Here is a 25,147-nt window from a genome sequence, read left to right as displayed (position 1 = left end):
GCCCACTGCCCGCTAGCCTGTCCGAATGCGGACGGAGCGGGAGCAGCGGCTGATCGACACGGTGGCATGGGTGCGCATCGAAGAGGGGCGCATCCTGTGCGCGCGCCCGCGCGGCAAGGACGTCTTCTACATCCCGGGCGGCAAACGTGAAGGGGCCGAGACGGATCTGCAGACCCTACTGCGCGAAATCGACGAGGAGCTGACCGTCGCACTGCTCCCGGACACCGTCGCGCACGTCGGCACCTACGAGGCCGCGATTCCGAATGCCCTGGTGCGCATGGCCTGCTACACCGCCGACTACTCCGGCGTCCTCGCCGCCAGTTCCGAGATCGACGAGATCGCCTGGTTCACCTACGCCGATCGCCCGCACGTCCCACCGGTCGATCAGCTGCTGTTCGACGATCTCCTCGCCGATGGCCTGCTGGCCCGCCACCCGAATCCCTGACCAGCAATTAGAACAAGTTGTTGACAGCTTCCGGTCACCTTGCGTGGAGGTACTAGCTCCAATCTGAAACCTGTTCTACTGTGATGGGCGTAACGTTCCCGTCCAGGACAGTCAGAGGAGTCCACCAACCCATGCGTACCGAGATCTGCGATCGGCTGGGCATCGACGTCCCCATCTTCGCGTTCACACACTGCCGCGACGTGGCGGCCGCGGTCAGCAATGCCGGCGGTCTGGGCGTACTCGGCGCGGTCGGCTTCACCGCCGAACAGCTCGAGGTGGAGCTGACCTGGCTCGACGAGCACGTCACCGGCGTCTACGGCGTCGACCTGGTGATCCCCTCCAAGTACGAGGGCAAGGGCGTCGAGGGCCTCTCGCCCGAGGAGCTGGAAGCCAAACTGGGCGAACTGGTTCCGCAGGGCCACCGCGACTTCGCGGAGAAGATCCTCGAGGACCACGGCGTCCCGCACCTGCCGCCGGAGGAGCACCACAACCAGCTGCTGGGCTGGACCGCCACCACGGTCGCCCCGCAGATCGAGGTGATCCTGAAGCACCCCAAGGCCAAACTGGTCGCCAACGCCCTGGGCACCCCGCCCGATGACGTGATCAAGCAGATCCAGGACTCCGGCCGCCTCATCGGCGCGCTGTGCGGTTCGGTCAAGCACGCCCTCAACCACAAGAACGCGGGCCTGGACTTCGTCGTCATGCAGGGCACCGAGGGCGGCGGCCACTGCGGCGAGGTCTCCTCGATGGTGCTGTGGCCGCAGGTGATCGACGCCATCGGCGATATGCCCGCCCTCGCCGCCGGCGGTATCGGCAACGGCCGTCAGGTCGCGGCCGCGCTGGCCATGGGCGCGGCGGGCGCGTGGACCGGCTCGCTGTGGCTGACGGTCGAGGAGGCCAATGTGCCGCCCGCCCAGATGCAGACCTACATCGACGCCACCAGCCACGACACCGTGCGCTCGCGGTCCTGGACCGGCAAGCCCTGCCGCATGCTCAAGAACGACTGGACCGAAGCCTGGGAGCAGGCCGACACCCCGAACCCGCTGCCCATGCCGCTGCAGATGATGGTGGCCCTGGACGGCGTCAAGCGCGGCCACCGCTACCCCGAGGCCGCCAAGGACGTGAACTTCAACCCGGTCGGTCAGGTCGTCGGCATGATGAACAAGGTCGAGCGGTCGTCGGAGGTCGTGCAGCGCCTCATCACCGAGTACCTCGAATCCTGCGAGCGGCTCAACAAGCTCAACAACGCGTAGCCGCCGGGGTCGCCCGGACCGTCAGCAGACGGCCCCGGCGACCCCGGAGCGGATCGCACTCAGCTGATTCCCGCCAAGCGTTGCGGCGCAAGCAGTTCGGCCACCTGGTCGGGTGAGAGCAGGCCGAGGTCGGCGACGACCTCGGCCACCGGACGGCCGGTGGCCATGGCCTGCTTGGCGATGGCCGCACTGGCCGCGTACCCGAGGTGCGGCGTCAGCGCGGTCACGATGCCCACCGAGCGGTAGACGCCCGCACGCAGATGTTCGGCATCGGCGGTGATACCGGGCACGCACTTGGTGGCCAGCGCGTCGGCCCCTGCGCTCAGATGCGCGGTCGTCTTGAGCAGGCTGTAGGCGATGATCGGCTCGAACGCGTTGAGCTGCAACTGCCCGGCCTCGGCGGCCATGGTGACCGTCATATCGTTGCCGATGGCCTCGAAGGCGATCTGATTCATGAGTTCGGGCACCACCGGATTCACCTTGCCCGGCATGATCGAGGACCCGGCCTGCATGGCGGGCAACCGGATCTCGCCGAAACCCGTGCTCGGCCCGGACGACATGAGCCGCAGGTCATTACAGGTCTTGGAGAGCTTCACCGCCACCCGCTTGAGAATCCCCGACATCTGCACGAAGGCCCCCGCGTCCTGCGTGGCCTCGATGAGATTCTCGGCGGGCGTCACCCGCTCCCCGGTGAGTTCGGTCAGATGCGCGCACGCCAGCGCGGAATAGCCCGGGTGCCCGTTGATTCCGGTGCCGATGGCGGTGCCGCCCAGATTGCTCTCGCACAGCAGCGCGATGCCCTCCTCGAGCCGCAGCCGATCCTCACGCACCATGACGGCGAAGGTGGCGAACTCCTGGCCGAGGGTCATCGGCACCGCGTCCTGCAACTGGGTGCGGCCCATCTTGATGATTCCGGCGAATTCGGCCGACTTGGCCTCGAACGCGTCCGCCAACCGGCCCAGCGCCGCCACCAGGCCCCGGACATGCTGCACCACAGCGAGATTCACCGAGGTCGGGTAGACGTCGTTGGTGGACTGCCCGAGATTCACGTGATCGAGCGGATCGAGTTCGGCATAGTCGCCGCGCGCGTGGCCGAGCAGTTCCAGCGCGCGATTGGCGATCACCTCGTTGGCGTTCATATTGGTCGAGGTGCCCGCGCCGCCCTGGATCGGATCGATCGGGAACTGATCGTGCAGCGCGCCCGCGCGAATCTCGGCGCAGGCCCGCTCGATGGCGTCGGCGCGTCGCGCGTCGAGGACGCCCAGCTCCCGATTCGCCCGGCAGGCAGCCTGTTTGACCGCGGCCAGCGCGGTGATCAACGCCGGATACTTGCCGATGCTGTCGCCGGTGACGGTGAAGTTCTCCAGTGCGCGCGCGGTGTGCACACCCCAGTAGGCGTCCTCCGGAATCCGCCGGGTACCCAGCGAGTCGGATTCGACGCGGTAGCGGTCAGACAACGGAACTCCTGTCACGAGAAGGGATGTCGGCCTTCGCCGACGGAATCGGTACCGCGGCGAGCGGATCGGAGAGCTCGCCGAGCAGGTTCGTGGTCAACTGCCTGCGCAGCTGTGGACCCGAGTAGCCGCGCTCGACCAGATACGAGAGTTTGGCCAGCGCCGCCTCCCTGGTCATATCGCCGCCGCTGACGGCCCCGGCCTCCAGCAGCGCGCGACCGGGCTGATAGCGGGCGAGATCCACCGCGCCGCTGTCACACTGGGTGATCACCAGGATCGGCGTGCCGCGTTCGGACGCCCGCCGCACGGCCGCGAGCAGCGCCGGATCGCTCATCGGCGCGGTGCCGGAGCCATAGCATTCGAGCACCAGACCGCCGTGATAGTGCCGCAGCGCCGCCTCGAGCAGATCGGCGTGCAGCCCGGGAAAGACGGTGAGCAGTCCGACCGGGCCGCCCGGACCGCCCGCGGTGGCGGGCAGCGTGACCGGCGCGGCCGGGGGAGTGGCCGCGCGCACGGTCATGAACCCGGCGTACTCGTCGACCGCGCGCTTGCTGGCCCGCACCGCCGGGTGCAGTCCGCTGCCGAAGGCCAGACTGGTCGACGGATCGAGTTGCGCGGCCAGCGATCGCAGGGCCAGGTGCAGGTTGGCGCGGGCATCGCTGCCCGGCTGTCCGAGCGGAATCTGCGCCCCGGTGAGCACGATCGGCACCGCGCTGTCCCACAGCTCGAAGGCCAGCCGCGCACCCACGTAGGCCATGGTGTCGGTGCCGTGAATGATGATCACCCCGTGTGCCCGTCCGGCGGTGCGGCCGGAACGGACCCGCTCGGCGATCCGCGCCGCGGTGCCCGCATCGGCGTCCGCGCTGTCGATGACCTGATCCAGCTCGTCGTAGCGCAGATCGACGGTGATTCCGGTCTCGGCCACGAATTCGCCGACCAGTTCCGCGATTTCGGCGCCCAGGCCGCTGCGCGGACTCATCCCCGCACCGTGGTCGGCCATCCCGAAGGTGCCGCCGGTGTACAGCACGTCGACCCGCACGATCGCGCCGCCGGGCCGGGCGCCCGGCGTCACGAATTCTCCTGCGCGGTCAGCACATCGGAGTTCAGGCGGCCCCGCACCCGGAACCAGCCCACCACCATGGCGACCACCACGATGCCGAATACCGCGACGGTGATCCGGCCGATCGAGGCGTCGAAGCACATGAGGATCACCACCCCGGCCAGGAAGACCAGCGTCGCGATATTCAGCACCGGTGCGAACGGCAGGCGGAACTCCGGTCGCGGGTACTGCCCCGCGCGGCTGCGCCGCACGAAGATCCAGTGGCACACCATGATCGAGGCCCAGGTGCCGACGATGCCGAGTCCGGACAGGTTCAGCACGATCTCGAACGCGTGCGCGGGCATGAGCAGGTTCAGCACCACGCCCAGGATGCCCACGGCCGCCGTCATCAGAATGCCGCCGTAGGGCACGCCGCTGCGGTTCATCCGGGCGGCGAAGCGCGGCGCGGTGCCGGCGACCGCCATGGACCGCAGGGTGCGGCCGGTCGCGTACAGCCCGGCGTTGAGACTGGACATGGCGGCGGTGAGCACCACCAGATTCATGACGTCACCGGCGTGTGGCACGCCGATCGAACTCATGACGGTCACGAACGGGCTCTCCGAGGCGGAGTAGGCGTTCCACGGCAGCATGAGCGTGAACAGGATGACCGATCCGGCGTAGAACAGGATGATCCGCCACATGATCGAGTTCACCGCGCGCGGCACCACGGCCCGCGGATTATCGGATTCGCCCGCGGCCACGCCGATCATCTCCGTACCGCCGAAGGCGAACACCACGCCGAGCGCGATGGTGAGCATCGGGGCCAGCCCCTGCGGGAACAGTCCACCGTTGTCGGTGATGGTGGAAATACCCGGCACATGCCCGTCGACCGGAGTGCCGGTGACGATGAAACCAATGGCCACCAGCATGAAGGCCACGATCGCGCCGATCTTGACGAGCGCGAACCAGAACTCCATCTCGCCGAACAGCTTCACCGAGACCACATTCAGCGCGACCACGACCACCAGCGCGATGAGCGCGAGCAGCCACTGCGGCACCGGTACGAACATCGACCAGAAGTGCGCGTACAGGGCGACGGCGGTGATGTCGGCGACCAGGGTGGTCGACCAGTTCAGGAAGTACAGCCACCCCACCGAGTACGCGCCGCGCTCGCCGAGGAATTCGCGGGCGTAGGAGACGAAGGCTCCCGAGGACGGCCGGTACACCACCAGTTCGCCCAGTGCGCGCACCACCAGGAAGGTGAAGATGCCGCACACGATGTAGACGATGGCCAGTGACGGCCCGGCCAGGGTCATGCGCCCGCCCGCGCCCAGGAACAGGCCGGTGCCGATGGATCCGCCGATGGCGATCATCTGCATATGCCTGTTGCGCAGGTCTTTCCGGTACCCGGTGTCACCGAGGTCGACCGTGGGTGCCGGTGCCGTGGCAGGCGCGGGGGCCGTGTGCGACGGCGGCTCGTCGTGGCGTTGCATCGAAAACCTTCCTGAGGGATCCAGCCTGTCGCGGCGACCCGATGCACGGTTCCTGCCTAGCTGTCAGGCTGTAAGACAGGTTGACCGTAATGGAGGTCACACTACGTGTCAACAATCCCGACATGCCGGTCCGCGCGCTTTGACGCTCACTCGCCCGGCTCCCCATACTTGGTCGCGTGACGGTCGAAGAAGGACAGGTGGAGCGCATCGGCGCCACGGAAGCGGTCTTTCGCCGTCTCAAGGAGCTCATTCGCAGCGAGCGGTACGCCATCGGCGACCGGCTGCCCGGGGAACTGGCGCTGGCCAAGCAGTTCGGCGTCAGCCGCCCCGTGGTTCGCGAGGCCCTGCACGCCTGCGCCACCCTCGGACTCACCGAAACGTTCACGGGCCGTGGCACATTCGTCGTCAGCAAGAAGGAGAACCCGCGGCTCACCTTCGCCGGTATCGATGCCGCCGACCTCATCGAGGCCCGCCGCCTGGTCGAGGTGCCCGCCGCGGGTTACGCCGCCGAGCGCCGCACCCCCGGGCAGCTGGATCGGCTGTTCGAGATCCTGGGCAGTCTGGCGACCGCCGACGACGCCCGCGACTGGGTGCGCTGCGACGGCGAACTGCACACCGCCATCGCCGCCGCCAGCGGTAACGCCATGCTGGTCACCTTCGTCGCCGACACCCGCCGCGCCCTGGATCCGCAGTCGGAATTCCTCAACTCCACCCAGGACCGCCGCACGGATTCCGACCGTGAGCACGAGGCCATCGTCGCCGCCATCGAAGCCGGTGATCCGGACGCCGCCCGCCGAGCCATGTCCGAGCATCTGGATCGGGTGGCCGAGGCCATCGCCCGCGCCGGCGGCTGACCGCCCGGTCCGGCTCCGGCGGCGCGACGAATTTGTTGGTGGGGGTTCGGCTCGCGGCGTGTCGGTGGGGTTACGGTGTGGGCGTGGCGAACTATGAGCGCATGGCCCGGGCTGCGTACTACGCGGTCGGGTCGCTGCCGTTCGCCTTCGCGCCCACCAAAGTTCGCGCGCGGATGACCCGGCGGGCGTTCCAGCGCCCGTTCGCGCTGGCCGCGCCCGGTCCGGTCCGCGCGATCGCGCACACCGTGCTGGCCGCGTCGGTCGGGTGGGTGGCCTGGTTCGTGGTGTTCCTGGCGGCGGTCGCCGCCTTCCGCGGCGTCGCCTATCCGCTGGTCGCCGCGGACGGCTACGAGAATTCCTGGGGTGGGCCGACATTGGCGGGAGCGTGGGCGGTGCATGCCGCGCTCGGGGTCGGGTTGCTGCCGATATGGGGTGTGCTGCTCGCGGGTTTGGGGATGGTCCAGCTGCGGCTCACCCAGCGACTGCTCGGCCGGAACGGTCCGTGGTGGCCCATCCCGCTGGCGATCCTGCTGTTCGCCGGGGGCGTGGTGTTTTTCGTCGCGTGGTCGCATCAGGCCTAGCGCGGCGCGCCGAAGACCTGCGAATTCATTTGCCAATCCATTGTTCTCGATCTTGGCGGGCCTCACTATGTAAGTAGCGTCGCGTTCGCCGGCAGCTCCCCTCCGCTGGGTGACGGTGTGACACCGGTCTCCGAACCGGCGGTGCGGCTTGCTGTTTCGGTACAGGATTGCGACGGTGTTCGGGCTGATTCGGACTTCTGACAGTAAGTGTGGTGTGTGAAGGTGTTGTCATCCCCCCGATTTCGCCGCCTGGCGACATTGTGCGGCTCGGTGCTCGTCGCGGTCCTGGTGGCCGTCGCCGTGTCCTGTGTGGAGCAGGGGAAGGACGCGGGGCAGCCGCAGGCGGGCACCGGGTCGCCCGACAAGGTGTCGGTACCCGCCGGGGACGTCTCCGCGCTGCTCGCGAAACTGACTGTGGCCAAGGAAGCTTCGATGACCGGCTACAGCCGGGAGAAATTCCCGCACTGGGACACCAACAAGGCCGAACACGGTTTCGGCGACCAGTTCACCCAGTACGCCAAATGCACCACGCGCGAGGTGATGATGCTGCGCGACGCCACCGGCGCGGTCACCCTGGACGCCAAAACCTGTGAGCTGAAGGTCGGTTCGGGCGGCGGCTGGCGCGACGAGTACGGCGTGCTCGACCGCAAGGCGGGCAGCCTCAAGGAGTACAAGTTCATCACCGATCCCTCGGCCGTGGACGCCGAGCACATCGTCGCGCTGGCCGAGGCATGGCGCTCGGGCGCCGACAAGAAGGACGAGGCCACCCGTCGCCGCATCGCCAATGACGCCATCAATCTGGAGGCGTCCGATCCGACGGCCAATCGCTCCAAGGGTGATCAGGACGCGGCCAACTATCTGCCGCCCGGAAAGTTCCGGTGTGCCTATATCTATCGCTACCTGCAGATCAAAGTAAAGTACGAACTGACCGTCGATTCGGCTGAACAGACAGCGCTGCGCACCGCAGTGGATGCCTGTACGCGTGAAGGAGGGTTCGGATAATCGACATCATCGCGATCTATGCCGACGCTGCCGTCATGACCGAGGAGGAAGGGACGGTGTCCGGCGACCTCGATGTCGCCGTGGACGAAGCGGGCAAGGGTTTGGTGCGCTACCGCGGCACGGACGTCTGGTACACCATCGGCAATCTCGAGGGTGAGCCGCCGCGCGCCTGGTCGACCGTCACGGATCTGGCGCAGGCGGTCGAAGCCGAGGCCGGTCAGCGCGACGCGGTCGGCAATGTGATTCCCTTCGAGGCGTGATTCGGCGTGTCGCCTGGTAACGGCGACCGTGCCGGTCACGAAGGTTCAGGTAACGCAGGGCCGCCGCCGGTGAATTACCCAGCGGCCCTGCGTATTCCAAGAGCGCGACCGGTTCGTATCCCGGCCGTCGCCGCGAGAATCAGTCGCGCGCGGCGGCTTTCAGCGTTTCGGAGCGTGTTTTCACCGCGGCTGTCATGCCACCGAAGCCGCGCTTCAGGGCCGAGCCGAGCAGTCCGCTGACCACCGGCGCGAGCGGGCCGTCCAGCTGGAAGTGCGAGTCGTAGCGGGTGCGGCCGTCGCCGAGATCGGTGAGGGTGTGCGAGCGGTGGCTGCGCAGCAGGCCCAGGGGAGCGGGCTTCATGCTGTAGCTGAATTCATGGCCCGGGGTGTGGGTGCGGATGTACTCGCGCTGCGTCTTCGGCGTCGACCCGACCAGACGCACCTTCATATCGATGGGCGTGCCCGGTTCCAGGGTGGTGCTGCACTCGAGGCAGAAGGGGTTCCACTCGCCGTATTTGTCCACGTCGGTGAGGACGCGCCACACCAGTTCGGCGGGGGCGTCGATGTCCACGGTGATGTCGATGACGAAGGCCATGGGAGCACAATACTGAAACGAGTTCTACCGTCGTACCCCTGTGATCTTTCAGTCATCTAAAACGAACGACCGTTCTTGACAATGGGTGTAGTCCGGGTGAACACTCGGATCTAAGCGGAGGGGATACCTCCTATTTATGAATCGAAGTTGCTTCTGTAAGGCAGTGTTTCGATGACTGTCATCACCACCCAGCAGCCCGGTGTCGTGTCGCTGCGTGACCCGCGAGCCTACGACCCCGCACTCACCGGCGCGAAAGCCGCATCCCTGGCGCGCGCCGCCGGACACGGTCTCCCTGTACTGGACGGTTTCGTCCTCACCACGGCCTGGCCCGGCGACGGCGATCCACCCCAAAACCCTTGGCGCAGACTGTCACACGGCGGCCTGCGGGCATTGGTGGTGCGCTCGTCCTCGGTCGCCGAGGACGGCGCGCAACAGTCGCTGGCGGGCATGTTCACCTCGGTGCTGGACGTACGCGGCTGGGAGAGGTTCCGCGCGGCCGTGGCCGAGGTGCGGGCGTCGGCCGCCGGCGCGCAGGCGATGAGCGACGCGGTCGCCGGGAACTCGAACGGCGTGCGCACCCAGGTGCCGGAGGACGCGGCCATGGCCGTGCTCGTGCAGCCGTTCCTCCGGGCCGCCTGGGGCGGAGTGCTTTTCACCGCCGACCCGGTGAGCGGGCGGCGCGACCGCATGGTCCTCACGGCGGTCCGTGGCGGACCCGATGTGGTGGTCGGCGGCATCGACGCGGGCTGGACCGCCACCCTCACCCGCGGCGGCCGAATCGGTGAGGTGCTCGCCACCGAGGGGCCGGAGTTCCCGATCGGGCTGCGGCGCAGCGTGGTTCGCATGGCGGTGCGCGCCGAACGCGTGTTCGGCGCGCCGCTGGACATCGAATGGGCCATCGACCAGCTCGGCAATCCCGTTCTGCTGCAGGCCCGTCCGATCACCGCCCTGCACGGTCCCGGTGAAGGCCCTGTGCTCGGGCCCGGCCCGCTCGCCGAGACCTTCCCGGATCCGTTGCGTCCCTTGGAGCAAGACCTCTGGCTGACCCCGCTGAACGACGGCCTGCGGGTCGCGCTCGAGCTCGCGGGCGCCGCGCCCGCGCGACGCCTGCGCGAAGGCCCTGTCGCACTGTCGGTTTCCGGCATCGCGGTCGCCGACCTGCAAGCACTGGGTGTCGTTCGCCCGGCCGGGGGAGTGCTGCGCTGGATCGACCCGCGCCCCGGCGCCCGCCGTCTCGGTGCGGCGGTACGGGTCGGCCGCCTCGCCGCCGCCCTGCCCGAACTCGGCCGCCGAGTGTGCGAACGCGTCGACTGCGACCTGGCCGAAGTCCCGCCGCTCACCCAACTCGCCAACGACAACCTGCTGGACCTGCTGCAGCACACCGGAACCGCGCTGACCAGCCTGCACGGCTACGAGGCTCTCGCCGGAATGCTCGGCCCCGGCAGCCGATCCGCACCCACCGGTGCGGCAATGGCCCTGGAAGCCCTCGCCGACGCCCGCGCCGCGGGCGTACCCGCCGAGCAGGTGGTCGAACAATACCCCGTCGTCCTGGCGCTGGTGCCACCCCGTATCGGCGGGCCGGTCCACACCGCGTTCGAGGAGTACCTCGGAACCGGCGGCGCGGCAATGACGCCAGCGGACGAGCCGCCTGGGACAGGCGACCTTTCCGGGAACGGCAAGGCGGGATCGTGGCGGGCCGTCGTGGCCCGCGGTGGCGATGCGCGGCGCGAAAAAGGCTCGGCGACTGCGGGATCAGGCAGCGCGACGGCCGGGGCTCCGGAGTTCGACGAGCTGGCCCTCGTCCGCGAAGCCCTCCGGCTGCGCGTGCGCTGGGTGCAGGAGCTTGCGGCGCGTGCGGCGGCTGAGCTCGGCGTGCGGCTGAGCGCGGCCGGGTTGCTCGGCGCACCGGATACGGTCGCGCTGCTTTCGCTGGGGGAGTTGCGGCAGGCGGTCACCCGGCGTCTGCTGCCTGCGGACTTTGCGAATCGCGGTGCGGCGGAAGCTGTTTCGCTACCCGCCGAGTTCCGGCTCAGCGCGGACCAGGTTCCGGTTCCGGTGCGGCGCTCCGTGGCGTCGGTGACACACGGTATCGGCGCCGGCGGCGGGCGCGGGCGCGGCATGGTTCATATCGGTGATTGCCCACCGGATGGATCGGTCCTGGTCGTCCGGCATCTGGATCCGCGACTGGCGGCGGTGGTGCCCACGCTGGCCGGGTTGATCGCCGAAACCGGCAGCCCGCTCAGCCATGTGGCGATTCTGGCCCGGGAGCATGGGGTGCCGGTGGTGGTCGGGTACGCGGACGCGACGCGGCGGTTGCCGGACGGGGCGCAGGTCGAACTGGATGGCCGCACCGGGGAGGTGCGGGTGGTTCCGGACAACGAGGGAGGACTGTCATGATCGCGCGGCGGATCGGGGTACTGCTGGCCATCGGCACGGTGATCGCCACCGGCGCTTACGTTTTCGTGTACCTGTACCGGTGGGAGTGGAACCGGGCCATCCTCTCGGCTACGGTGTTCATCGCCGCCGAGGTGGCGCTGGTCGCCATGCTGCTCACCAATCGGCTGCGCGATGTGCAGACCCGGCTGGACGGCAACGGTGATCGGCAGCGCACCCAGCGCATCGTGCAGGCCGCCTCACCGCGCCCACGGGTGACCTTCGGCTGGCTGGCCGGGAAACCCGATCGGCTGGGCGTTTTCGTGCCCGTGCTGCTCGCCGGCGGCGTCCTGCTGACGGGCCTGGCATGGGTCGTGGAGCGGGTCGCGCGCGTCACCGCGGGACCGGCGGTGGAACGGCGCATCCTCACCGGCCTGGACCGATTGCAGTTGCCCGACAACGGATTCCTCGCCCCCGTCGACGACGGCATGCGGCTGCTGCGCGGCCCCGTCGTGCGATAGAGGTCGATCGCATGCGGGCCGTACTCGCCGCACTGGTGCTCGCGGCCGCCCTCCTCGGCGGCGTGTACGGGCTGGCCGGGTCCATGAAATTCCACACCGACACCGGCGCGTCCGGCAGCCGCACCACCGTCACCTTCGATGCCGACGTCCGTACGACCGTCGCCGAGGATCCGGCGCTCACCCTGTGGAAAGAGTGCCGCAGCCATGTGAATCACGTGCGGATCGTCTCCGGCCCGGTGGAATCGGCGGGCCGCTGGACCGTCGTGGTGGAACCGGCGCTCGGCACCCACACCGAACGCCGCCTGATCGGTTGCCTGCGCGACCTCACCGTCGACGGCATCACCGGCCACGACGTCGACTCGCGGCACAGCCAAGGGTGAACCGTTCACTCGAGTATCAGTGATTCTCAGTGATCCGGGCGTTTGCGCCCGGAGGTCCCTGTACCGCCAGAGGCGGTCGTCGGGTAGACGATTCACCGGCGACAGCCCACACTGCGGGTCCGACATCGCCTCCGCGTCCACGTTTCACCTCACCCGGCCACTCCGGGAAGAGGACATACACCTGATCGGCCAGATTGCGGGCAGCATTGAGGTCCCGATCCGACACCAGCCCGCACACGTCACAGTCGAACACCCGAACCCGCAGCGGCAGTTTGGTTTTCACTGCCTTGCAGCCCGAACAGGTCTTACTCGACGGATACCAGCGATCCGCCACCGCGAACACACTACCGCGCCAACCGGTCTTGTACTCGAGTTGATGGGTCAGGGTGGAAAACCCGCAATCGGCGATGGCCCGGGCCAGCCGCCGGTTACCCAGCATGCCGGCCACGTTCAAGTCCTCGACACCGATCGCACCGTAGGTGCCGACGAGGTGGCTGGTGAGTTTGTGCAGCCCGTCGCGGCGCGCGTCGGCCGCGCGGTGGTGGACGCGGTTACGGGAGCGGTTGGCGCGATGCCAGCGCGCCGACCCGGTGAACCCGGCACGCCGGTCCGGCCCCTGCCGCCGTGACACCCGCCGCGACTCGCGCCTTAACCGGGCCAGGCGGGTGTTCAGGTGTTTCGGGTTCGGGTGCACGCCACTGTCACTGGTGACCGCGAGGGTCTTCACTCCCAGATCGACCCCGACCGCCGTCCCTGGTTGCCGGGGTGGCGGGTCGCAGCGGTCGACCTCGCAGGTGAACACCACCCACCAACGCCCCCGCTCCCGCTTGATCGTCGCGGCCATGATTCGCGCGGTCCCCGCCTCGACCCGCCGCGCCAGCTTGCGGGTGGATTCGTGGGTTTTGACCGGGCCGATCACCGGCAACACCACCCGCGTGCGGCCCTCGAGGCGGATGGTGCCGGTGGTGAACCGCACCGACCCCACCGCGTCACCCTTGCGTCGCTTGAACCGTGGGAAGCCCATCGGTTTCCCGGCCCGCTGCCCGCTACGGGAGGCCGACCAGTTCTTCAGCGCCGCCGCCAGATCCGCGGTCGCCGACGCATACGCCTCCTTGGAATACGCGCTCCACCACGGCATCCCGGTGTCCCGGTCGACCGCGACGGTGTTCTTGCGCTGGTTCCAGTCCTTGCGCAAACCGTACGCGGACCAGTTCGACAAGGGCGTCAACTCGTCGCCGGTCAGGCCGTAGCTGATTTCGGCGGCGCGTTGGCCGAGGACGGCTTTCACCCTCGCGAGCATGTGGTTGTAGGCGAATCGTGCCGCGCCGCAATGCCCGAACAGGGCGGCGGTGGCCGTCGAGTTCGGGTCCAGCGCGTATTTGTAGGCCTGCACCACCCGCACACCGGCGACCCTAACGGGCACCACCGACAACCAACCGACCCCGCACGGCACCGGCCCAACCGGCACAGCCCCGCACACCACACAAACACTGATCAACGCCCGGATTCACCTATACTCGCTGCAACTATTGCGAAGCCCACAACCCGATTCGGTCAACCCCCCGCAGAGCGACCCCGCTCTCACACTCGCGGGTGATTCGCCCAACCGCCGACCGCACCTAGGGTTCGACCATGGTGCAGGCGCGCACAACCCAGGTCCCGAGACTGGCGGAACTCGACGCCCTCCGCGGATTCGCCCTCGGCGGAATATTTCTGGTGAACATCGCCGTCATGGCGGGTATCGACCCGGACTCCGGCGGTCTGGCGCTCGGCCTGGTCGAGGCGGTGTTCCACAACAAATTCTATGTTCTGTTCGCCTTCCTCTTCGGCTACTCCCTGACCATGCAGTTCCGCTCCGCCGAACGCGACGGCGGCAGCGCCCGCCTGCGCACCCTGCGCCGCTGCCTCGCGCTGATGGTGATCGGCGTGCTGCACGCGGTGTTCTTCTTCAACGGCGACGTACTCTTCGGCTACGGCGCGATCGGCCTGATCCTATTGCTGCTCAGCCCCTTACGCCCGCGCGCCGCTCTCTGGCTGGCCGGTTTCCTGTTCGCGATCGGCGCGGCCGCCCTCACCGTTCTGAGCCTCCTCGAATCCGGCGACAATCTCGGTCCCGACTCCGATCCCGCCCGGGTCGAACGCGGGGTGGCGGCCCTGCGCGCCGGGTGGGGTGTGGCGGCGAGCTGGCGCTGGGAGAACTTCTCCGGCGGCGTCCTGCTGTACCTCGCCTACGGCACGGTGAACATCCTGCCGCTGTTCCTGCTCGGCCTGGCCGCCGGAAAGTCCCGCGTGCTGGAGGATCCCGCCCGCTACCTGCCCGTGCTCCCGCGCATCCAGTGGATCGGGTTCGGTGTCGGCGCACCGGTTTCCATCCTGGTGGCCTGCACCCACTGGCTCCCGCTGATGGGCCCGCTCACCCTGACCGCACCCCTGCTCACCGCCGCCTACGCCGCCACCCTGCTGCGCATCATGCACGCGCATCCCGCGGTCACCGCGATCTTCGCGCCCGCGGGCAAGATCGCCGCCACCACCTACCTCGGTCAGTCCGTGCTCACCTCGATCATCTTCACCGGCTACGGTTTCGCCCTCGCCGGCCGGGTGTCCGTCTGGACGGCGCTGGCGATCGCCCTCGTTCTCTACCTCCTCGAACTGGCCGCGGCCCGCCGGTGGGTCCGCCACCACCGCTACGGCCCCGTCGAATGGCTGCTCCGGGTAATCACGTACGGCCCCAGTCACTTCCGCCGCCCGCCCGCTACCGTGAACCCGTGACCCTCGCCGACCGCTACCCCCTGCTGTACGCCCCCGCCCGCTGGGAGTGGGGTGGCCTGGACGTCCAGTTCTCCACCGACCTCCCGCCCGACGAACTGGTCACCAACATCCACGTCATCAGCTTCGTCGGCGACCGAATAGTCCTGTGCCGCGACGCCCGCGGCGTCTGGCTGATCCCCGGCGGCACCCGCGAGGCCCGAGAATCCATCGACGCCTGCATCATTCGCGAACTCGCCGAGGAAGCGGGCGCCGAGCTCCAGGGACCCGCCCACTGGATCGGCGCCCACCACACCACCAGCGACCGCCCCGCCCCGTACCTCCCCTGGCAACCCCACCCCCACAAAGCCTGGCTCTGGTGCACCGCCGACGTCGCCCTCACCGGCCCACCCACCAATCCCGAAGGCGCGGAACAAATCCTGGAAGTCCAAGCCTTCCCCCCACCCGACGCCCTCCGCCTAGCCGCCACCGACGGCCCCCACATGCCCGACCTCCTATCCCTCGCCATAGAACTACACAACCCCCACTGACCAGGCGATTTGGTTTCCAACTCCGTTCTGTGCCAAGCTATAACCACTCCGACGCGGGGTGGAGCAGCTCGGTAGCTCGCTGGGCTCATAACCCAGAGGTCGCAGGTTCAAATCCTGTCCCCGCTACTAGGCGAAACGGCCCGGGACCTACTGGTTCCGGGCCGTTTTCACGTTCGTTTGGCATCACGTTTGGCATCATTAGCCAAACTCAGTTTCATGGATGCTGTGCCGTCGCGGGGGTTTCACGGCGTCCCAGCATGTAGCTGGCGGCACGGTCGGTGAGACGTTTGAATCCCTCCCGGATCGAATTGGGGTGCACCGGGCGGCCGTCTTCGTAGGTGAAGACCAGAACCTTCGAGTAGTTAGGCAAAATGTCTATCTTTTGGTCCGTCCGGAATAGGACCACTCGGTTCGATGGAGCTCAGTGCTGGGTGTCGCACTCGGCACTACCACTGCGGTCTACCGGTGGGCTGGTTGGGTTCGATCCTCAACGTGCACAAGGCTGCCCCGATCCTGGCGTTCCTGCCCATCCTGCTGATCGGTGTCCTGTTCGGGTTGGCCATGGACTACCAGGTCTTCCTCACGTCCCGGATGCGGGAAGCCCATGTCAGCAATATGAGTTCAGCGCTGCAAGCGGTGCGCCTGGGCTACGTCGGCAGCGCCCGAGTGATCACCGCGGCGGCGGTGACCATGATCGCGGTTTTCGCCGGATTTCTGTTCAGCCACAACGCGATGATCGGGCCGATCGGATTCGCGATGGATGTCGGCGTGCTGTGAAACACTGCCTCTGCCATCGATGGCGAAAGCGGAAGCCGCAGAACCCGTTTCGGTTTGACCGACGGGAGTTCGATCGGCGGCACCGAGGTGGGGGTGCAGGATGCACCAGTTGCGGGGGCAGGTTGAGGCACAGTGGCGTGGTGCGGTACTCGTGATCCGCGCACACTGACTACGCGCGTCAGCCTCTGCCGATCGCGACTCGCTGAACCGCGGCCGGCGGCCTCGCGAATGTCCTTGCCACGCAGCCATTCACAGCCAGCGGGCGAAGATGGAGCTGATGACCCCCGACGAATTCGAGGGCTTGCTGCGCCCCACCTTCAAACAAGACGAGTGGAAACTCGTCGCGGTCGGTGCGTTGCTCGAGTTCGTCATTGGCGAACTCCAGGTCCATTTGCTGTTGACCTGACGTCCGCTCCGGCAATATCTGGCAGCGCTACTCGTAGACGGCCGCGAAGGTCTCCACCCATTTGAGTCCGTCCTTGACGACCATGGTGTCGGCCGCGTATTTGATCCCGGGCCCGGACCACTCGCTGAATGCGGCATCGCCCTCGTACTGCTGCTTGTCGAAGGTCAGCCCGGCACGGACCTCGGCGGGCAAGACGTTCGCGAACACATAGGCGTAGAAGTCGCGAATATTGTCCGAGCCCTTGATGATTCCGCTGCCACTGATCATGAAGGCGTCCGGGTGGAAGTCCTTCATCAACCCGTCCAGATCACCCGCCTTCCAGTACTCGAGGTGCTGTTGAAACAGTTCCTTGGTGCGCTCGCTGCTCATGGCCATCGACCTTCCCTGGGGCGCGTCGACTGCCTGCATGTATGTGCTGAACCGAATTCCTGGGGTGTGTGCGGGCTACGCCGCGCTGATTCCGATCGAACACGACCCCGGCGTAGCGTCATTTCGTTCGTAGGTTGCGCCCCGAAGGAGGTCCGCGGGTCGATCGACGCGCAGCCGGTTCCCTACTCGATACCCGAACCGTCAGGTGTGGCGGCCGCATGGGATTGGCATCAAATTGGCATCACGACGCAACGCGACCCGTCGACAGGCAAGGTCGATACCGAGTGGCACACCCGGACTGGCGAAATCTATTGCTACCAGGTGTGTCCAGGCCGCCGTCGTCAGCGAATTGGTGAAAGGAAACGCGAAATGAGAAAGTGCCCGGAGCTGTCGCAGGCGGTATCGGCCTCGCCGACGTGCCTGCGATGGGCCGACCGGATCACGCGGGCGCACCGGAGATCTACGGCTACATCCATTCGGGTGCTTCACCGGACGACCGCTGTATGTGGTGGCGAACGGCATGCCGACCGGCAAACGCCCGACCGCGTGCCGACGGCCACACCCGGGCCGTGGTCCTGCGGGGGGAACGACTACTGGCTGCGCCGTGCGAAGGCCGACGGCATGGATGTCCTCGGATGCACCTATTGGCGCATCACCGACAACTACGAATGGCGCTCCTGCGGTCCATGTTGGTCGCGCCCGATGGACAGCTGCGCTGATCCGGTCACGGTGCCGCGCTGAGGTTTTCGCACGGAATCCTGCGACAAGGGGAGGCCGCCGGGAATTGGGCAAATTCGAGGGCGGCCTCCCGTCATCAGGGTGGTGGACGAGCACGACTCGGGCACAGGACCGAAGACGACATCCTCATGCCGGACGCGTCATGGGAGGGCGTGGTCAGTTCCGGGAGGCCCAGCGGCGCAAGGCCCGGCGCATGGACGCGGTGTCGGCGTAGCCGAGCAGCGACGCCTGCTCGCCCCGCGTGAGCGAGGCAGTGGCAGCGGCCTGCAGGCGGCGATGCCGGGCACGCTCGAGTTCGCGCCGCCAGGTGGTGCCGCCGTCGGCGAGCCGGCGTTGCAGGGTGCGCGGACTCACCGCCAGCCGCCGCGCCACCAGCTCCAGCGTGGCGTTTCCTTCGGTCAGCGCGGAATCCACCTCGCGTTCGAAGCGATCGGTCCACTGTGTGGGCCGGAGCGGCGGGGCGGGCAGGATCGCGGCATAGTGCCGCAGCATGGCGGCGAGGCTCGGATCGGCCGTGCGCAGGGGCAGCGCCAGATCGGCGCTGCGGAAGGTCATGGCATCGACCGGCGCGTCGAAATCGACCGGGCAGTCGAATATTTCGGAGTACACGCCGGAGTGGCGGGGTGGTGGGCAGCGGAATGACACCCGCACCGGCCGAATCGCCTGGCCGGTGAGCCGCCGTGCGCGGACGATTAGTCCGGAAAGGCCGAATCGCGCTGTCTCATAATATAATTCGACAGAGCTTCCGGTCGGCCCGGAGAACACGGTCTCCTGTTCGTTCGGCGTCCACAGGTCGAAACGAATATGCGAGCTGATCAACCCGACGTGCGGGCCGGTGTACAGCTGCATGGCTGCGCCGAGCGTGGGTGCGGTGGCGAACAGATGACCGAACAGGCCGTGCGTTCCCTGCGCGGAGGCGGCGGCGACGCGCAGAGCGATATCGGGGTCGTCGGTGGCATGTTCGAACGGCCGCCAGAGCCGCACGTAATCGCGCGTCGGAACGAAGGCATGCTGATCGGTCAGCACCCATTCGGGCAGCCCTGCCTGCGCCCGCGCCCGACCCCAGTATGCCGCGTCAGCCGGGTCGCATGCCAACCGCGGTCGGATTACGCAGCCGCGCAGCAGCATCCAGGCCGCAGGTTCGAGTTCTGGTCCCGCCGGTCAGAGCTTCCGGCGGCATCCGGCCGGGCGGGCCGGGCCGCGCACGCAGCCTCGGTGTGGTCCAGGGCGTAGTCCGTGATCGGGCATTCTCGTGCCGGATGCTGTGCGGCACCGTACAATTCGGCCGAAACGCGGGTCCTTCGCTCTCTGCTCGTTACGCCAACGATGACGTCTGTACGGTGCCGAATCAGGAGGAATTCTGTTTTGCTGCGCGAACGTGTCCGAAAACTGGTGGATTCAGCTAGGTTTCAGAAGTTCATCATCGCGATCATTCTCGTCAATGCGGTATCGCTGGGGGCGGAAACGTCCGAATCCATGATGGCCGCCGCCGGGGGATTGATTTCCTTCGTGGATTCGGCTGCCTTGCTGATCTTCGTCATCGAAATGGCGATGAAACTGTACGCCTATCGATTCGAGTATTTCCGCGACCCGTGGAACTGCTTCGATTTCGCGGTCGTCGGGGTGGCGCTGCTGCCGTCCTCCGGCGGTCTGTCGGTGTTGCGAGCCTTCCGTATTCTGCGCGCGCTACGGCTGGTCTCCGCCACGCCGAGCATGCGCAAGGTGGTGACGAATCTGCTCGCGGCCCTGCCCGGCATGGGCTCGATTCTCGGTCTGCTCGCCCTCGTGCTCTATGTCGCGGCGGTCATGGCGACCAAGCTGTTCGGCGCGGTGACCCCTGATTACTTCGGCAGCCTGGGCACCTCCATGTGGACCCTTTTCCAGATCATGACCGGTGAAGCCTGGCCCGATATCGCCCGCGAGGTCATGGCGGCGAAGCCCCTCGCCTGGATTTTCTTCCTCGGCTATATCCTGATCTCCACCTTCGTGGTCCTGAACCTTTTCCTCGCCGTCATGGTGAGTGCCGCCGACGAGGTTCGCGAGGACGAGAATCGCGAACGCCACGAGCAGGAGAACGCGGACGAGAACGCGGCCTTCGCAGCAATTCTCAGTGAATTGACGGCCCTGCGCGCGGAGGTCCGTACCCTGCGTCCCGCCCCGGCCGCCCGCAACGGCCACACCCGCCCGGACCCCGGCCGCCAGCTCAGTGACGCCGAGGTGGCTCAGGCCGTCCTGCTCTACCGCGGCGGCGAACCGATAGCGCGCATCGCCGATGCCCTCGGGGCCTCGCACGCCTCCATCCGCTCCGGCCTCCAACGCCGCGGCATCCGCCGCAACTGACCCGCTGGTTCCGGCTGTGCTGGGTACCCGATTCCCATGACCAGCACCCCGGAACCACTACCCACCCCGCCCGAAACCCGTCCGGCCCCGCCCCCGGCGCAGCCGCCGGCAGGCAGACCGCAAACCCCACCCCCGGAACCGCCTTCGGCCCAGCCACACCGGCGGACCCCCATCAAACACACCAGAACCGGCCGAGTCTGGCTGATCTTGGCCTCCGGGGCCCTGGTCCTCATCATCCTGTTGATCTTCATCCTGCAGAACCTGCAGCGCGTGGTGATCTCCTTCCTCGGCTGGGATTTCGAGTGGCCGCTCGGCGTCGCGATTCTCTTCGCGGCCATCGCGGGCACCCTGCTCATGGCTCTGGCCGGGGGAGCCCGCATCTGGCAGCTCCGCCGCAACGCCACCCCGAAGTAGCGGCGATGCGGCGCACAGCGACCGATGATTCCGAGCGACCCGTGTCGTCTGAAGTCCGGAACAGCCCATGCGCCGCGCATCGTTCGGCGGCCGGAACCGGAGGATCCCGTGTCGAATATCGCTGCGCGCGAGACCCTGTGGACGCTGGCGCACGCCGAGCGTGCCGCACTGGCGGAGGATCTCGCCCTCCTGGACGATCGGCAGTGGCGCGAGAAATCGCTGTGCGGCGACTGGGTGGTGGAGGACGTCGTAGCTCACCTCGTCGCCGGCGCGAGCACCGGCCGATTCCGCTGGCTGGCCAGCGTTCTCGGTGCGCGCTTCGACTTCGACGAGCACAACCGCCGCCTGATCGCCCGCCATCGTGGAGCCACGCTCGCCCAGACCCTCGACCGATTCGACGCGATCCGCACCAGCACGACCGCGGCCTCCGGCCACACCGCCGCCTGGCTCGGTGAAGTCGTCGTCCACGCCCAGGACATCCGCCGTCCGCTCGGCCTACACCGCACCCCGTCGATCGAGGCGTCCACCCAGGTCGCCCGCTTCTACGCGCAACGAGACTTCACCGTCTCCAGCCGAACCAGCATCGAGGGCCTGCGGCTCGAGGCCACCGACGGACCGTTCACCGCCGGGTCCGGCCCCCTCGTCACCGGAACCACCCTCGCACTGACCATGGCGATGGCCGGCCGATCAGCGTACTGCGCCGACCTGTCCGGCCCCGGGCTCACCACCCTCCGGGACCGGCTGGCCCCCTAGGAATTACGTGGTGACGACGAGTTTTCCGGTGGCCGCACCGGATTCCATGTAGGCGTGCGCCTTCGCGATCTCGTCGAGGGTGAAGCGGCGGTCGATCGGGACCGTGGCAGTGCCCGCCGCGACCGCGTCCAGGAAGCCCTGCAGGACGTGTGCGGGCAGGTCGTCGGCCTCGCCGCCGTAGGCGGTCAGGCGGACGCCGCGCGGCAGGTATCCGATGGGGTAGAAGTTCTCCACGATCCACTGGTTGGACAGCATGCCGGTGAAGCAGACGACGCCGTGAATTCTGGTGGCGCGCAGCGTATCCGGCAGGGTGGGGGTGCCGACGAGTTCGAGGGCGGTGTCGACGCCGTCGGGGAGCAGGGCGCGGACCCGCGTGGCCACCGCGCCGTCGTCGATGAGCACGTGATCCACGCCGAGGCGGGTGAGGGCCGCGGCTTTGGCGGGGCTGCGGGTGGTGGACAGCACGGTCATGCCGCGCTGTTTGGCCAGGACGGCGGTGGCCATGCCGACCGAGGAGGTGCCGCCGCGAATCAGAATCGACTGTCCGGGCCGGGCATCCAGGCCGACGGTGAGCGAACCGTAGGAGGTCTGCAGCATTTCCGGAATCGCGCCGAGGACGGCCCAGTCCAGGTCGCTGGTGAACGGAATCACCTGCGCCGCGGGCACACACGTGTACTCGGCGTAGCCGCCGTCGAAGGTGCGCCCCATGCCGCCCATCATGGTGGCCACCCGCTGACCGGGCGCGAACTCTCCGCCCGGCGCGGCGGCCACCTCGCCGACGGCCTCGATACCCGGCACGCGGGGGAACACGACGCCCTCGGCGAGCCCGAGCCGGGTGTGCAGTTCGGAGCGGTTCAGCCCGAACGCCCGGACCCGGATCAGCACCTGTCCGGGCGCGGGCCGGGGAATCGGCAGCGTGCGCAGCCGCAGGGCTTCGGGAGGCCCGGGAGCATCGAGCACCACGGCGCGCATCGTCTGCTCGGGTTCAGCCGTCATGAAATCCTGTAACGCCGTGTTCCCCGGCCGACATTCCGGGCCTTCACATTCGCAGGACCGCCTCGGTCTCGCCGTCCACGAGGTTGCCGGTGGTCTCGAACCCCAGCGACCGATAGAAGCCCTCGGGACTTCCGGGGCCGCGCACGTAGCTGGTGTAGAGCAGGGTGGTTCCGCGCTCCTTCAGCAGGGCGGCGAGCTGCTCGATGGTCTGCCGCCCGTATCCCTTTCCCTGATGCGGTCCGGCGATCATGAACCGCCACAGCGACACACCGGGCTCGTCGGCGTCCATCCCGAGTTCCAGCATCACGAAACCCACGGCCTGCTCATCCACGTAGATGGCCCGGAACCACGCCGCATCCGAGAAGTGCGCCTCGGCGATGGATATTCCGTTGTCCGCCACCACTTTCCGCTGATCACTCGACAGCGTGTCGCTCAGCTTGCACACCTCGTAGACGGTGTCCGCGGTGATCCGGCGCAGTTCCACCGTGCGCCCGTTCCCGGCTGCCGCGGCCGTCATCGCGGCGCTTTCGTGACGGTCAGCTCCGGCACCGGGCCGGTGTGGCGTTCGATCTCGACCAGCGACAGCTGGCCGGTGCAGCCCTGACTGAGCCGGGAGGTCCCGCGGTCGACGGTGAGCGCGTTGGGATTGCCGTGGCGGCAGAAGCTCGGATCGGCGGGGTCGGGGTCGTACCAGGCTCCGGTGGACAGCTGTGCCACGCCGGGACGCACCGCCTCGTCGATCAGGAGCCCGGCCAGGCAGCTGCCGCGATCATTGAACAGGCGCACGATATCGCCGGTGGACAGGCCGCGCGCCGCCGCGTCGTCGGGATGCATCCGGACGGGCTCCCGGCCCTGGATCTTCGTGGACTGGCTGTGCGCGCCGACATCCAGCTGGCTGTGCAGTTTGGTGCGAGGTTGATTGGCCACCAACTGGATCGGGAACCGCGCCGCCAGCGGGCTGCCGAGCCACTCCTGCGGCTCCCGCCACACCGGATGGCCGGGGCAGTCGTCGTAGCCGAAGCCCGCGATGGTCTCGGAAAAGATCTCGATGCGCCCGCTCGGGGTGGCCAGCGGGTGGGTCGCCGGATCGGCCCGGAAGTCGGCGAAGGCGATATGCTCCTCGTCCGCGATCGGCAGCTCGATTTCCGCACCCGCCCAGAAGGTTTCGAAGTCGGGCAGGTGGTGGCCGCGGGCGGTCAGGCGCTCGTGCCATTCGTCGTAGAGGTGCCGCAGCCACTGCTGCGCGGTGCGGCCCTCGGTGAATTCCTTGGCGAATCCCAGCCTTTCGGCGAGTTCGCCGAACATCCAGTAGTCGTCGCGGGCCTGGCCGTGCGGGGCGGTGAGCGCGCGCATCGGGAAGAAGAAGCGGTCGCCCTCGCCCGCACCGTAGTCGTCGCGTTCGATCGACATGGTCGAGGGCAGCACGATATCGGCGTGCCGGGCGGTGGCCGACCAGAACGGATCGTGCACCACCACGGTGTCCGGCCGGCCGAAGGCTTGGCGCAGCCGGGCCAGATTCTGGTGGTGGTGGAACGGATTGCCGCCCGCCCAATAGACCAGCCGGATATCGGGATACACGCGGTGCTCGCCGTTGTACTCGTACTCTGTGCCCGGTTGCAGCAGCATATCGGCGATGCGGGCCACCGGAATGTAGTCGCCGACGCCGTTGACGCCCTGCGGCAACCGGGGCGGCGAGGCGGCCCGCACGGCCAGGCCGACATTCGCGGCCGAACCGTAGCCGTGGCCGAAACCGCCTCCCGGCAGTCCGATCTGGCCGAGCATGGCCGCCAGCACCACGCCCAGCCACAGCGGCTGCTCGCCGTACTGCGCGCGCTGCAGGGACCAGCTCACCGTGATCAGCGTCCGGGTGCTCGCCATCTCGCGGGCGAGCTCCCGAATCCGTTGCGCGGGAACTCCGGTGAGCGTCTGTGCCCACTCCGGCGTCTTGGCCACACCGTCCGCCGCGCCGCGCACGTACTGTGCGAACCGCTGATAGCCGACGGTGTAGGCGTCGAGGAATGTGTTGTCCGCCAACCCTTCCGCGTCGAGGACCTGGGCCAGGGCGAGCATGAGCGCGGCATCGCTGCCGGGCCGGGGCGCGATCCACTCCGCCTGCGCCTCGCCCGGAATGTCGTCGCGCAGCGGGCTGATGGTGATGAACCGGCATCCGTTGGCCTGTGCTGCTTCGATCCAGCCGCGCGTATTGTGCCGGGACACGCCGCCCGGTGATACCGCCGAGTTCTTCGGCGACAGGCCGCCGAACGCGACGATCAACCGGGAGTGCTGCGCCAGTACCGATTTCGTGGTGGCGCGCGCCATGATCGTGCCCATATCGGCGAGCACATGCGGCAGCAGCACCGTCGACGCGCCCAGGCTGTAGCTGTTGCGATGCGACACATAGCCACCGAGGCAGTTCAGGAAGCGATGCACCTGGCTCTGCGCGTGATGGAAGCGCCCCGCGCTGGCCCATCCGTATGAGCCGCCGTACACCGCGCCCGCACCGTGGTCGCGGTAGACCCGGGTCAATTCACCGGCCAGCAGATCCAGCGCGGTCTCCCAGGAGACGGGGACGAACTCGTCGGCGCCGCGGGCCGCCGGGCCGGGGCCGCCCTCCAGCCATCCTCGGCGCACATACGGTTGATCGATGCGAGTCGGATGATGCTGTGCCGATGCCACATTCGTGATGAGCGGGGTGGGTTCCGGATCGCCGCGCCACGGCCGCACCTCGGTCAGTCGAGTGCCGTCGCTGGTCGCCTCGAATGCACCCCAGTGGGTGAGATGTGTCGCCATGAAGCCAACATAGCCCGA

27 protein-coding genes and 1 tRNA gene are annotated in these 25,147 nt (G+C 68.1%); 17 read left to right on the top strand and 11 right to left on the bottom strand.

Translation table 11 applies throughout. From position 1 onward, the window contains the following. Positions 1-25 precede the first annotated feature (25 nt). The gene (locus tag JK358_RS04810) at positions 26-445 is read left to right on the top strand and encodes an NUDIX hydrolase (RefSeq protein ID WP_201944066.1); all 420 of its coding nucleotides are present in this window, start codon (positions 26-28) and stop codon (positions 443-445) included. Between the two features lie 131 nt (positions 446-576). Continuing rightward, a complete protein-coding gene (locus JK358_RS04805) occupies positions 577-1,698 on the top strand; it encodes an NAD(P)H-dependent flavin oxidoreductase (protein WP_201944064.1) in 1,122 nt (373 codons plus the stop codon). 59 nt (positions 1,699-1,757) lie between these two features. Here the strand turns inward: JK358_RS04805 and JK358_RS04800 are convergent, their stop codons facing one another. The 3 genes from JK358_RS04800 to JK358_RS04790 are packed head-to-tail and all read right to left on the bottom strand — an operon-like array spanning position 1,758 to position 5,684. Continuing rightward, positions 1,758-3,155, bottom strand: coding sequence for an aspartate ammonia-lyase (locus JK358_RS04800; protein WP_201944062.1), 1,398 nt, complete (start codon positions 3,153-3,155; stop codon positions 1,758-1,760). After that, a complete protein-coding gene (locus tag JK358_RS04795; RefSeq protein ID WP_201944060.1) occupies positions 3,148-4,224 on the bottom strand; it encodes an asparaginase domain-containing protein in 1,077 nt (358 codons plus the stop codon). Before JK358_RS04795 ends, JK358_RS04800 begins: the two co-directional genes overlap by 8 nt. After that, positions 4,221-5,684, bottom strand: coding sequence for an amino acid permease (locus JK358_RS04790; RefSeq protein ID WP_201944058.1), 1,464 nt, complete (start codon positions 5,682-5,684; stop codon positions 4,221-4,223). Before JK358_RS04790 ends, JK358_RS04795 begins: the two co-directional genes overlap by 4 nt. 176 nt (positions 5,685-5,860) lie before the next feature. On the opposite strand from JK358_RS04790, the gene JK358_RS39850 reads away from it, so the two are divergent. From JK358_RS39850 to JK358_RS04770, 4 genes are all read left to right on the top strand, one after another. After that, complete coding sequence (locus JK358_RS39850) at positions 5,861-6,538, top strand: FadR/GntR family transcriptional regulator (protein WP_201944056.1); 678 nt, start codon at positions 5,861-5,863, stop codon at positions 6,536-6,538. 83 nt (positions 6,539-6,621) lie between these two features. After that, positions 6,622-7,119, top strand: a complete 498-nt coding sequence (locus tag JK358_RS04780; protein ID WP_307817295.1) for a hypothetical protein — start codon at positions 6,622-6,624, stop codon at positions 7,117-7,119. A 270-nt stretch (positions 7,120-7,389) separates the two neighbouring features. Beyond that, positions 7,390-8,121 (top strand): HNH endonuclease family protein, encoded by a 732-nt coding sequence (locus tag JK358_RS04775; protein ID WP_307817294.1) that lies wholly within the window; start codon positions 7,390-7,392, stop codon positions 8,119-8,121. Positions 8,122-8,156: 35 nt separating this feature from the next. Continuing rightward, positions 8,157-8,381, top strand: a complete 225-nt coding sequence (locus JK358_RS04770) for a hypothetical protein (protein WP_201944052.1) — start codon at positions 8,157-8,159, stop codon at positions 8,379-8,381. 139 nt (positions 8,382-8,520) lie between these two features. On the opposite strand, the gene JK358_RS04765 is transcribed toward JK358_RS04770, so the two are convergent. Next, positions 8,521-8,976: an SRPBCC domain-containing protein gene (locus JK358_RS04765; protein ID WP_201944050.1), complete on the bottom strand. Its 456-nt coding sequence runs from the start codon at positions 8,974-8,976 to the stop codon at positions 8,521-8,523. A gap of 171 nt (positions 8,977-9,147) precedes the next feature. On the opposite strand from JK358_RS04765, the gene JK358_RS04760 reads away from it, so the two are divergent. From JK358_RS04760 to JK358_RS04750, 3 genes are read left to right on the top strand one after another with little or no spacing between them, the layout of a single operon-like run. Beyond that, the gene (locus JK358_RS04760) at positions 9,148-11,373 is read left to right on the top strand and encodes a PEP/pyruvate-binding domain-containing protein (RefSeq protein WP_201944048.1); all 2,226 of its coding nucleotides are present in this window, start codon (positions 9,148-9,150) and stop codon (positions 11,371-11,373) included. After that, positions 11,370-11,870: a hypothetical protein gene (locus JK358_RS04755; protein WP_201944047.1), complete on the top strand. Its 501-nt coding sequence runs from the start codon at positions 11,370-11,372 to the stop codon at positions 11,868-11,870. Before JK358_RS04760 ends, JK358_RS04755 begins: the two co-directional genes overlap by 4 nt. Positions 11,871-11,881: 11 nt before the next feature. Next, positions 11,882-12,250, top strand: a complete 369-nt coding sequence (locus JK358_RS04750) for a hypothetical protein (protein WP_201944045.1) — start codon at positions 11,882-11,884, stop codon at positions 12,248-12,250. Positions 12,251-12,266: 16 nt separating this feature from the next. On the opposite strand, the gene tnpB is transcribed toward JK358_RS04750, so the two are convergent. Beyond that, positions 12,267-13,652, bottom strand: a complete 1,386-nt coding sequence (gene tnpB, locus JK358_RS04745; protein ID WP_201944043.1) for an IS607 family element RNA-guided endonuclease TnpB — start codon at positions 13,650-13,652, stop codon at positions 12,267-12,269. 230 nt (positions 13,653-13,882) lie between these two features. On the opposite strand from tnpB, the gene JK358_RS04740 reads away from it, so the two are divergent. The 3 genes from JK358_RS04740 (at position 13,883) to JK358_RS04730 (ending at position 15,672) form a co-directional block, all read left to right on the top strand. Then, entirely contained in the window at positions 13,883-15,019 is a 1,137-nt protein-coding gene (locus JK358_RS04740; protein WP_201944041.1) for a DUF418 domain-containing protein, read from the top strand. After that, on the top strand, positions 15,016-15,546 hold the full coding sequence (locus tag JK358_RS04735; protein ID WP_201944039.1) for an NUDIX hydrolase: 531 nt from the start codon (positions 15,016-15,018) through the stop codon (positions 15,544-15,546). The genes JK358_RS04740 and JK358_RS04735 overlap by 4 nt, the downstream gene beginning before the upstream one ends. A 52-nt stretch (positions 15,547-15,598) precedes the next feature. Then, a tRNA-Met gene (locus JK358_RS04730) sits at positions 15,599-15,672 on the top strand. An 88-nt stretch (positions 15,673-15,760) separates the two neighbouring features. On the opposite strand, the gene JK358_RS04725 is transcribed toward JK358_RS04730, so the two are convergent. Next, a complete protein-coding gene (locus tag JK358_RS04725) occupies positions 15,761-15,916 on the bottom strand; it encodes a hypothetical protein (protein ID WP_201944037.1) in 156 nt (51 codons plus the stop codon). A 95-nt stretch (positions 15,917-16,011) separates the two neighbouring features. On the opposite strand from JK358_RS04725, the gene JK358_RS04720 reads away from it, so the two are divergent. Together JK358_RS04720 and JK358_RS39845 are read left to right on the top strand one after the other, a co-directional pair. Further along, positions 16,012-16,323 carry an MMPL family transporter gene (locus JK358_RS04720; RefSeq protein WP_307817293.1) on the top strand — a complete coding sequence of 104 codons (312 nt, stop codon included), beginning with the start codon at positions 16,012-16,014 and terminating at the stop codon, positions 16,321-16,323. Between the two features lie 277 nt (positions 16,324-16,600). Continuing rightward, on the top strand, positions 16,601-16,729 hold the full coding sequence (locus JK358_RS39845) for a hypothetical protein (protein WP_269811734.1): 129 nt from the start codon (positions 16,601-16,603) through the stop codon (positions 16,727-16,729). Between the two features lie 27 nt (positions 16,730-16,756). Here the strand turns inward: JK358_RS39845 and JK358_RS04715 are convergent, their stop codons facing one another. Further along, positions 16,757-17,104, bottom strand: a complete 348-nt coding sequence (locus tag JK358_RS04715) for a nuclear transport factor 2 family protein (RefSeq protein ID WP_201944033.1) — start codon at positions 17,102-17,104, stop codon at positions 16,757-16,759. Between the two features lie 888 nt (positions 17,105-17,992). Then, positions 17,993-18,964 carry an AraC family transcriptional regulator gene (locus tag JK358_RS04710; protein WP_269811733.1) on the bottom strand — a complete coding sequence of 324 codons (972 nt, stop codon included), beginning with the start codon at positions 18,962-18,964 and terminating at the stop codon, positions 17,993-17,995. 237 nt (positions 18,965-19,201) lie between these two features. Between JK358_RS04710 and JK358_RS04705 the strand changes: the two genes are divergently transcribed. From JK358_RS04705 to JK358_RS04695, 3 genes are all read left to right on the top strand, one after another. Continuing rightward, entirely contained in the window at positions 19,202-20,176 is a 975-nt protein-coding gene (locus JK358_RS04705; protein WP_201944023.1) for an ion transporter, read from the top strand. Between the two features lie 207 nt (positions 20,177-20,383). Then, on the top strand, positions 20,384-20,590 hold the full coding sequence (locus JK358_RS38970; protein ID WP_232850796.1) for a lipopolysaccharide assembly protein LapA domain-containing protein: 207 nt from the start codon (positions 20,384-20,386) through the stop codon (positions 20,588-20,590). 108 nt (positions 20,591-20,698) lie between these two features. Continuing rightward, positions 20,699-21,343, top strand: a complete 645-nt coding sequence (locus JK358_RS04695; protein WP_307817291.1) for a maleylpyruvate isomerase family mycothiol-dependent enzyme — start codon at positions 20,699-20,701, stop codon at positions 21,341-21,343. A gap of 3 nt (positions 21,344-21,346) precedes the next feature. Here the strand turns inward: JK358_RS04695 and JK358_RS04690 are convergent, their stop codons facing one another. Genes JK358_RS04690 through JK358_RS04680 form a run of 3 tightly spaced genes read right to left on the bottom strand, consistent with a single transcriptional unit; the run spans position 21,347 to position 25,129 of the window. Then, complete coding sequence (locus tag JK358_RS04690; RefSeq protein WP_201944020.1) at positions 21,347-22,339, bottom strand: zinc-binding alcohol dehydrogenase family protein; 993 nt, start codon at positions 22,337-22,339, stop codon at positions 21,347-21,349. 43 nt (positions 22,340-22,382) lie between these two features. Further along, entirely contained in the window at positions 22,383-22,856 is a 474-nt protein-coding gene (locus tag JK358_RS04685; protein ID WP_232850795.1) for a GNAT family N-acetyltransferase, read from the bottom strand. Continuing rightward, positions 22,853-25,129, bottom strand: a complete 2,277-nt coding sequence (locus JK358_RS04680; RefSeq protein WP_201944019.1) for a molybdopterin guanine dinucleotide-containing S/N-oxide reductase — start codon at positions 25,127-25,129, stop codon at positions 22,853-22,855. The genes JK358_RS04685 and JK358_RS04680 overlap by 4 nt, the downstream gene beginning before the upstream one ends. Positions 25,130-25,147 lie beyond the last annotated feature (18 nt).

It is taken from the genome of Nocardia acididurans (genome assembly GCF_016741815.1).
GTDB classification, from domain to species: Bacteria; Actinomycetota; Actinomycetes; order Mycobacteriales; family Mycobacteriaceae; genus Nocardia; species Nocardia acididurans.
Note: the sequence above shows the minus strand (reverse complement) of the source record. Positions and strands in the feature narration are given on the sequence as shown.

Excerpts from the sequence above, each read along its gene's own strand:
- JK358_RS04685 (WP_232850795.1), bottom strand. The coding sequence starts at position 22,856 with ATGACGGCCGCGGCAGCCGGGAACGGGCGCACGGTGGAACTGCGCCGG.
- JK358_RS04760 (WP_201944048.1), top strand. The coding sequence starts at position 9,148 with ATGACTGTCATCACCACCCAGCAGCCCGGTGTCGTGTCGCTGCGTGAC.
- JK358_RS04690 (WP_201944020.1), bottom strand. The coding sequence starts at position 22,339 with ATGACGGCTGAACCCGAGCAGACGATGCGCGCCGTGGTGCTCGATGCT.
- JK358_RS04765 (WP_201944050.1), bottom strand. The coding sequence starts at position 8,976 with ATGGCCTTCGTCATCGACATCACCGTGGACATCGACGCCCCCGCCGAA.
- JK358_RS04805 (WP_201944064.1), top strand. The coding sequence starts at position 577 with ATGCGTACCGAGATCTGCGATCGGCTGGGCATCGACGTCCCCATCTTC.
- JK358_RS04680 (WP_201944019.1), bottom strand. The coding sequence starts at position 25,129 with ATGGCGACACATCTCACCCACTGGGGTGCATTCGAGGCGACCAGCGAC.
- JK358_RS39845 (WP_269811734.1), top strand. The coding sequence starts at position 16,601 with ATGACCCCCGACGAATTCGAGGGCTTGCTGCGCCCCACCTTCAAACAA.
- JK358_RS04710 (WP_269811733.1), bottom strand. The coding sequence starts at position 18,964 with ATGCTGCTGCGCGGCTGCGTAATCCGACCGCGGTTGGCATGCGACCCG.
- JK358_RS04715 (WP_201944033.1), bottom strand. The coding sequence starts at position 17,104 with ATGGCCATGAGCAGCGAGCGCACCAAGGAACTGTTTCAACAGCACCTC.
- JK358_RS04770 (WP_201944052.1), top strand. The coding sequence starts at position 8,157 with ATGACCGAGGAGGAAGGGACGGTGTCCGGCGACCTCGATGTCGCCGTG.
- JK358_RS04755 (WP_201944047.1), top strand. The coding sequence starts at position 11,370 with ATGATCGCGCGGCGGATCGGGGTACTGCTGGCCATCGGCACGGTGATC.
- JK358_RS04750 (WP_201944045.1), top strand. The coding sequence starts at position 11,882 with ATGCGGGCCGTACTCGCCGCACTGGTGCTCGCGGCCGCCCTCCTCGGC.
- JK358_RS04810 (WP_201944066.1), top strand. The coding sequence starts at position 26 with ATGCGGACGGAGCGGGAGCAGCGGCTGATCGACACGGTGGCATGGGTG.
- JK358_RS04790 (WP_201944058.1), bottom strand. The coding sequence starts at position 5,684 with ATGCAACGCCACGACGAGCCGCCGTCGCACACGGCCCCCGCGCCTGCC.
- JK358_RS04740 (WP_201944041.1), top strand. The coding sequence starts at position 13,883 with ATGGTGCAGGCGCGCACAACCCAGGTCCCGAGACTGGCGGAACTCGAC.